Raw genomic sequence first — 7,558 nt, 5'->3', positions numbered from 1 at the left:
GCGCAGCGCGGGCGCGCGGATCGCACGGTTCAAAGACCGCATCACGCTCGTGCACACGGTCTCCGACGAGCTCGGTCTGCACGCGCAGGGTGCGGCCGGCATCCTCTTCGATCTCGGTGTCTCGTCGCTGCAGCTCGATGAAGCCGAACGCGGATTCGCGTACTCCAAGGATGCCCCGCTGGATATGCGAATGGCTCAGTCGAAGGGCGTCACCGCCGCCGAGGTCATCGCGACCTACAGCGAGGGGAACCTGCGCCGTATCTTCGAGCGGTACGGCGAGGAGAAGCTCGCAGGGCGCTACGCGCGGTTTATCATCGCCGCCCGCGAGAAGCAGCCGATCACGCGGTCGGGCGAACTCGTCGAGATCCTGATCGCCGCCACGCCCGCAGCCGCTCAGCGAGCCGGGCACCCGGCCAAACGGGTCTTCCAGGCGCTGCGCATCGAAGTGAACACCGAGTTGAGCGTGCTCGCCGATGCCATCCCGGCCGCGATGGACGCTCTCACGGTCGGCGGTCGAATCGTCGTGATGTCGTACCAGTCCCTCGAAGACCGCCTCGTCAAGCAGGCGTTCGCCGCCGGTGCCGCATCCACGGCCCCCCGGGGACTCCCGGTCGAGCTCCCCGAGCACGCGCCGCGCTTCCGCATCGTCACCAAGGGTGCAGAACTCGCCGGCGACGAGGAGCGTGCGCGCAATCCACGGGCGATCCCGGTGCGCCTTCGCGCCGCAGAGAAGCTACGGGAGAGCGCATGAGCCTGAACGTCGTCGCACCAGCACCGCGGGCGCTGCCTGAGGCCCCGGCGCGCGAGCCCCGCCGGCGGCTGCAGCCGGTCACGAGCACACCGCCCCGCCGCAAGCCGAAGCTGGCCTACGCCCTCGTCGCCGTCGCCGGCGCGATGGCCATCGGAGCCGCGCAGATCGGGCTGTCGCTGGCGATCACGCAGGACTCGTTCGTGCTCGCCGGTCTCTCGACGCAGCAGCACGAGCTGGATCTCCGCACCGACGCGCTGCAGGAGGATCTCACCGGTCTCAGCTCGCCGCAGTCACTCGCGAGCGGAGCCGCCGACCTCGGCATGGTCGTCGCAGGATCGCCGTCGTACATCAGGTTGAGCGACGGCGCGATCTTCGGCGCCGGGTCGGGCGCCAGCGGGGCATCCACCGTCGATCCGAACGGGGCCGGTGCAGTGAGCAACGCCCTGCTCAACGACGTTCCCGTCAACGCCTCGACCGCAGACGACGCCGCCCCCGAGCATCCGACCCAGGAACTGCCGCCGGCCATCACGGACGGGCTTCCCAGCCCGAGCACCCGATAGCAGACGCCCGAACATCACGATCTGACGGAGAGAGCCCATGACGACACGAGCCACCCGGACACCCCGGCGACGCACGGTCGTCGCGCTGGCGGTCATCCTGGCGATCCTGGGCGCGTTCGTGGTGCGTCTCATCGACATCCAGGTGGTGAAGGCCGACGAGCACGTGGCTCAGTCGCTGGAGTACATCGCGCACGGCACGGAGATCCCCGGACAGCGCGGATCGATCGTCGACGCAGACGGGGCCGTGCTCGCCGAGAGCGTGATGGTCTACGACGCGCAGCTCAGCCCGCAGGTGATCCGCCTGCTGGAAGAGGACGAGAAGAACCCGCCGAAGCTCCCGTGGGCCGAGGCGTCCACTCGCATCGCGGAGATCATGGGACTCGATGCCGACAAGCTGCGGGCCGATGTCGCCGCGGCGCTGGCCGAGAACCCCGACTCGCAGTACCTCCCGCTCGTCAAGGGTCTGAGTACCGAGAAGTACATCGAGCTGCGAGACCTGAAAGTCTCGTCGTACCTCACGATGAAGCCGCGAGAGGTTCGCGTGTACCCGAACGGTGCCGTGGCCGGCAACCTCGTCGGCTTCATCAACGGCGCCGGTGATGCCCAGGCGGGCGTCGAGAAGATGGATGCCCAGTGCCTCGCTCCGACGAACGGCGAGGAGTCGTATCGCACGGGCAAGAACGGCGTCATCATCCCGGGCAGCGAGAGCAGGGTCGCTGCCGTCGACGGCGGCACCGTGCAGCTGACCGTCAACAGCGACCTGCAGTGGTACATGCAGCAGATGATCGCCGAAGAAGCCCAGCTGCAGGGCGCCAAGGGCGGCACCGTCACGGTCGTCGAGGTCGGCACGGGCAAGATCCGCGCCGCGGCCGAGTGGCCGACCATGGACCCCAACGACCTCGAGGCCTCGTCATCCGACACCTGGGGCAGCAAGCTCTTCACCTACCCGTTCGAGCCGGGCTCGACGTTCAAGCCGGTGACCGCGGCAGCGATCATGGAGAACGCGGGCGTGACGATGACGAGCCCCACCGTCCAGGCCTCCTCTCACGAGAAGTTCCCCAACGGGGCTGTGATCAACGATGCGTTCGTGCACCCCACCTTCAACTACACCCTCGCCGGTGCGCTGATCGACTCCTCGAACGTCGCGCTGTCGAAGTTCGGGACCATGGTGAGCCCCGATGTGCGATACGACTACCTGCAGCGCTTCGGCGTCGGCGAGTCGACCATCCAGTTCCCCGATGAGGCAGGCGGGTTGCTGCACCCGACGAAGGACTGGGACAACCAGTCGCTCTACACGACGACCTTCGGCCAGTACTTCACCGTCACCGCTCCGCAGCTCGCCGGCGCGTATCAGGCGATAGCGAACGGCGGCGAGAAGATCGGGCTCTCCCTGATCGAGTCCTGCACGACGCCCGACGGAACCGTCGTCACGCCGGACGCACCGAAGCACGAGCAGATCATCGAATCCGGGACCGCAGCCGACCTGACCAGGATGCTCGAGAACGTCGCCGTACAGGGCGGCAACGCCGATCGCATCCAGGTTCCCGGCTACCGCGTCACCAGCAAGACAGGTACCGCGCAGATCCCTGACGGCAAGGGCGGATACAAATCCGGCGTGTACTACACGAGCATGGTGGGCTTCGCGCCGGTCGACGATCCTCAGTACGTCGTCGTGGTCACTCTCGACGAGCCGACTAGAGTTACATCGTCTGCTGCTACCGCCTCCGCCTTCCAGAAGGCGATGACCCAGACCATGAAGACCTACCGCGTGATGCCGTCCTCGACTCCGATGGACGCACTGCTTCCCAAGTTCGAATAGTCGGCGCCCCGCCGCGCCTGGAGACGTCATGATCGCCCTGTCGCTTGCCGAGATCGCCACCGTCGTCGGGGGTGATCTCCGCCTCGCCGGTTCCGCGACCGCGGACACCGTCGTCTACGGCGTGGTCGACACCGATTCGCGCACCATGTCGCCTGGGTCGATCTTCGTCGCGAAGCCCGGCGCCGAGACGGACGGGCATCGCTTCGTCGGCTCCGCTCTCGGCAACGGAGCGGTGCTGGCGATCGTGGAGCACACGGTCGACGACGAGATCACGCAGATCGTCGTCCCGGATGTGATCGTCGCCCTCGCCGATCTCGCCCGCGAGGTCGTCGCCCGCGTCCGTGCCGCCGGAGACCTCAAGATCGTCGGCATCACCGGGTCCAACGGCAAGACGACGACGAAGAACTTCCTGGCCCGCATCCTCGCCGACGAGGGCGAGACCGTCGCACCCATCGCCTCGTACAACAACGAGGTCGGTGCACCGGTGACGATGCTGGGGGTCACGCACGGCACCCGCTTCCTCGTCAGCGAGTTCGGTGCCGATGCACCGGGGAGCATCGCCCGCCTCGCAGGGCTCGTCGAGCCCGATGTCGCGGTCGTGCTGATGGTCGGCATGGCCCACGCCGGCGGCTTCGGCGGCATCGAGGCCACGGCCAAGGCGAAGTCCGAGCTGGTCTCGGCGGCGATCCCCTCGGGAACCGCAGTGCTCAACATCGACGATTCCCGCGTCGCCGCCATGCGCGAGCTGGCCGAGTCGCGGGGAATGCGCGTGGTCGGCTTCGGCCAGAGCGACGCGGCCGACGTCAGGGCGCACGAGGTCGAGGTCACGGCATCCGGCACGTCCTGCGTCATCGAATCGGCCGGAGAGCGGCTTCCGCTGCGGCTGCAGGTTCTCGGTGCGCATCACGTCGGCAACGCTCTCGCGGCGATCGCCGCGGCGGGCGTGCTCGGTGTGTCGACGGCCGATGCGATCGCTCGCCTCGAGACCGTCGAGATCGCCGAGCGCTGGCGCATGCAGCCTCTCGGCAATGATCGCGTGCGCATCATCAACGACGCGTACAACGCGAGCCCGGATTCGATGGCGGCAGCGCTGCGCACCCTGGCGCAGATCACCGGCCCGGGGGAGCGCACGGTCGCCGTCCTCGGAGCGATGAGCGAGCTGGGCGAGACCGCCGGGGAGGAGCACGACCGGATCGGTCTGCTCGCCGTGCGACTGAACATCCAGCGCATCGTCGTGGTGGGTCCCGAAGCACGGCGCCTCTTCATCTCCGCCATCGGCGAGGGGTCGTGGGACAGCGAAGCGGTCTTCTTCGCCGACCAGGNNTCCAATTCCGTGGGCCTGCGGCATCTCGGCGATCGTCTGGGAGAATTGTTCTCGTGAGGTCTCTCATCATGGCGGCTGCGATATCGCTCGCCTTCACTCTCTTCCTGACTCCCGTCTTCCTCCGGCTCTTCCGGAAGTGGGGCTGGGGGCAGGTCATCCGCACCCCCGAGGCGATCGAGAATCCGAGCCACGAGGCGAAGCGAGGCACCCCCACCATGGGTGGCGTCATCTTCATCGTCGGCACGATGGTCGGATACTTCACCGGCACGTACGTCGGTGGCGGAACCCCCGCACTCTCGGCCATGCTGGTCATCTGGCTCATGGTCGGGTTCGGCGTCGTCGGCTTCATCGACGACTACATGAAGGTGCGCAGCCAGCGCAGTCTCGGCCTCTCGGGGTGGCGCAAGATCATCGGCCAGCTGGTGGTCATCATCCCGTTCGGCATCGTCGCCCTGAACTTCCCCAACTCCTTCGATCAGACCCCCGCGTCGGGATCGATCTCGCTGTTCCGCGACATCCCCTGGCTCAACCTCTTCGCCTTCACCGCGATCGTGGGCTGGGCTCTCTATCTCCTGTGGATCTCGGTCATCGGCGTCGCGACGTCGAACAGCGTCAACCTCACCGACGGGCTCGACGGCCTCGCGGCCGGGGCCGGCGTGATCGTCGTCGGCGCATACAGCCTGATCGCGTTCTGGCAGTTCAAGCAGTCCTGCGTCGGCGAAGGCGTCGAGAACGCGGCGCTCGGCGGATGCTACGAGGTGAGAGACCCCTTCAGCCTCGCGATCATCGCCGCGTCGTTCGCGTCCAGCCTGATCGGATTCCTCTGGTGGAACGCGCCCAAGGCCAAGGTCTTCATGGGCGACGTCGGGTCGATGGCGATCGGTGGCGTCATCACCGCCATGGCGATCCTGACGCGCACGGAGCTGCTGCTCTTCGTGATCGCCGGTGTCTTCGTCCTGGCATCCGGATCCGTCATCCTGCAACGGGCGTACTTCAAGGTCACCCGGGGCAAGCGGCTGTTCCTGATGAGTCCGTTCCATCACCATCTCGAGATGCGCGGATGGTCAGAGGTGACGATCGTCGTGCGTATGTGGATCATCGCCGGACTCCTCGCCGTGTCGGCCGTCGGACTGTTCTACGTCGAATGGCTGACCCGTGTCGAGTGAGTCCCGCCTCGCCTCGCTGACGAGTTGGAACGCCGACTGGTCAGGGCTGCGCGTCGCCGTGCTGGGGCTGTCGATGACCGGATTCTCGGTGGCAGACACGCTCACCGAACTCGGAGCCGAGGTGCTCGTGCTCAGCGAGTCCGCCGACGAGGAGTACGCCACCCTGCTGCCCGTGATCGGAGCCCGCCTCGAGCTCGGGTCTCTCGCTCAGGTCCCGGCCCCGCTGATCGACTTCGCGCCGGAAGTGATCATCGCCTCTCCCGGCTTCTCGCCGGTTCATCCGGTGATCCGCTGGGCGCAGGACTCCGAGATCGCCCTCTGGGGCGACATCGAGCTCGCCTGGCGTGTGCGCGACAAGGTGACGCGGGAAGACGGAACCCCCGCGGACTGGGTGCTGATCACCGGCACGAATGGCAAGACCACGACCACGCAGCTCACGGCGTCTCTGCTCGTCGAGGGAGGGCTGCGTGCCGCACCGTGCGGCAACATCGGCATCCCGGTGCTCGACGCCGTGCGGGACCCCGCAGGTTTCGACGTCCTCGTCGTAGAACTCTCCAGCCACCAGCTCTGGTACCTCGGCCGGTCGCGCGAGGAAGGCCGGCTGTATCCGCACGCGTCCGTCTGCCTGAACCTCGCGGACGACCATCTCGTCTGGCACGGCAGCGCCGAGGCCTACCGCGACGCCAAGGCGGTCGTCTACCGGAACACCCGTGTCGCCTGCGTCTACAACAAGGCCGACGAGGCCACGAGGCTCATGGTCGAAGACGCCGAAGTCGTCGAGGGCGCGCGCGCCATCGGCTTCGACCTCGGCATTCCCGGACCGAGCGACGTCGGAGTCGTGGAGGGACTGCTGGTCGATCGCGCCTTCCTGGACGACCGGGCTCGCAGCGCTCTCGAACTCACGACCGTCGCAGATCTCGAGCGCGTCGGGCTCGCGGCGCCCCACATCGTGCAGAACATCCTGGCCGCCAGTGCGCTCGCGCGATCGCTCGGCGTCGAGCCCGAGGCGATCCACGCCGCTCTGCAGGCGTTCCGTCTCGACGAGCACCGCATCCAGGTCGTGGCGCGCCACGCGGGCATCACCTGGGTCGATGACTCGAAGGCGACCAACCCCCACGCCGCAGCCTCATCGCTGCGAGCCTTCCCTGGCGCGGTGTGGGTGGTCGGCGGCGACCTGAAGGGCGTCGACATCGCAGACCTCGTATCCACAGCCGGCAAGGCCGCCCGCGCGGCGGTCGTCATCGGAGTCGAACGGGCCTCGGTCGTCGCGGCATTCCAGCGACACGCGCCGACGGTCCCGGTGTTCGAGGTGGATGCTGGCGAGACTGATCAGGTCATGAATCGTGTGGTGGAGATCGCCGCAGGGATCGTCGACGGCGAGGGCACGGTTCTGCTGGCCCCGGCGGCGGCATCCTTCGACCAGTTCTCGAGCTACGCGGATCGCGGACACCGCTTCGCCGAGGCGGTGCGGGACTGGATAGACCGGGGGAGCACCGATGACTCAGGTCGCACGCCCCCCACGGTCTGATTCCGGCGGGAACACGTCCGGCGGCCTGGCCGCGAGGGTCTCCCTCGGGCGACGTTTCACTCCGGTCTCCACGGAGTTCCTGATGATCGCGTCGGCCGCGCTTATGCTGACGATCTTCGGGCTCGTCATGGTGCTCTCAGCCACCAGCGCGACGGCGGTGTCGTCCGGGAAGAACCCGATGGACGGCGCGCTGCGTCAGGGCGTCTTCGCCGTTCTCGGCGTGCCGCTCATGTTCTTGATCTCGCGCCTGCCCATTCCCTTCCTCAAGCGCATGGCCTGGCCCGCGCTGTTCGCCGCGATCGCCCTCCAGCTGCTGGTCTTCACACCTCTCGGCGTCGCGGACGGCGGAAACCGGAACTGGACCTTGGTGGCCGTGTTCCACCTGCAGCCGTCCGAGTTCCCCAAGCTGA

7 protein-coding genes are annotated in these 7,558 nt (G+C 67.6%); all 7 read left to right on the top strand.

The features are described from left to right. The coding region (rsmH, locus tag J7E68_RS04305; protein WP_215170174.1) for a 16S rRNA (cytosine(1402)-N(4))-methyltransferase RsmH at window positions 1-751 on the top strand (751 nt) is incomplete at its 5' end. Then, complete coding sequence (locus J7E68_RS04300; protein WP_215170173.1) at window positions 748-1,311, top strand: hypothetical protein; 564 nt, start codon at window positions 748-750, stop codon at window positions 1,309-1,311. The genes rsmH and J7E68_RS04300, both read left to right, overlap by 4 nt. 37 nt (window positions 1,312-1,348) lie before the next feature. Then, window positions 1,349-3,130, top strand: coding sequence for a penicillin-binding protein 2 (locus J7E68_RS04295; protein ID WP_215170172.1), 1,782 nt, complete (start codon window positions 1,349-1,351; stop codon window positions 3,128-3,130). Between the two features lie 28 nt (window positions 3,131-3,158). Next, window positions 3,159-4,511 (top strand): UDP-N-acetylmuramoyl-tripeptide--D-alanyl-D-alanine ligase, encoded by a 1,353-nt coding sequence (murF, locus tag J7E68_RS04290; protein WP_215170171.1) that lies wholly within the window; start codon window positions 3,159-3,161, stop codon window positions 4,509-4,511. After that, a complete protein-coding gene (mraY, locus tag J7E68_RS04285) occupies window positions 4,508-5,620 on the top strand; it encodes a phospho-N-acetylmuramoyl-pentapeptide-transferase (protein ID WP_215170170.1) in 1,113 nt (370 codons plus the stop codon). The genes murF and mraY overlap by 4 nt, the downstream gene beginning before the upstream one ends. Further along, complete coding sequence (gene murD, locus J7E68_RS04280) at window positions 5,610-7,148, top strand: UDP-N-acetylmuramoyl-L-alanine--D-glutamate ligase (protein ID WP_215170169.1); 1,539 nt, start codon at window positions 5,610-5,612, stop codon at window positions 7,146-7,148. The genes mraY and murD overlap by 11 nt, the downstream gene beginning before the upstream one ends. An 82-nt stretch (window positions 7,149-7,230) precedes the next feature. Then, a partial coding sequence (locus J7E68_RS04275) for an FtsW/RodA/SpoVE family cell cycle protein (protein WP_251048628.1) occupies window positions 7,231-7,558 on the top strand: 328 nt, incomplete at its 3' end.

The sequence above is a fragment of the Microbacterium sp. ISL-103 genome, from assembly GCF_018613995.1.
In the GTDB taxonomy this organism is placed as follows: Bacteria; Actinomycetota; Actinomycetes; order Actinomycetales; family Microbacteriaceae; genus Microbacterium.
Note: the sequence above shows the minus strand (reverse complement) of the source record. Positions and strands in the feature narration are given on the sequence as shown.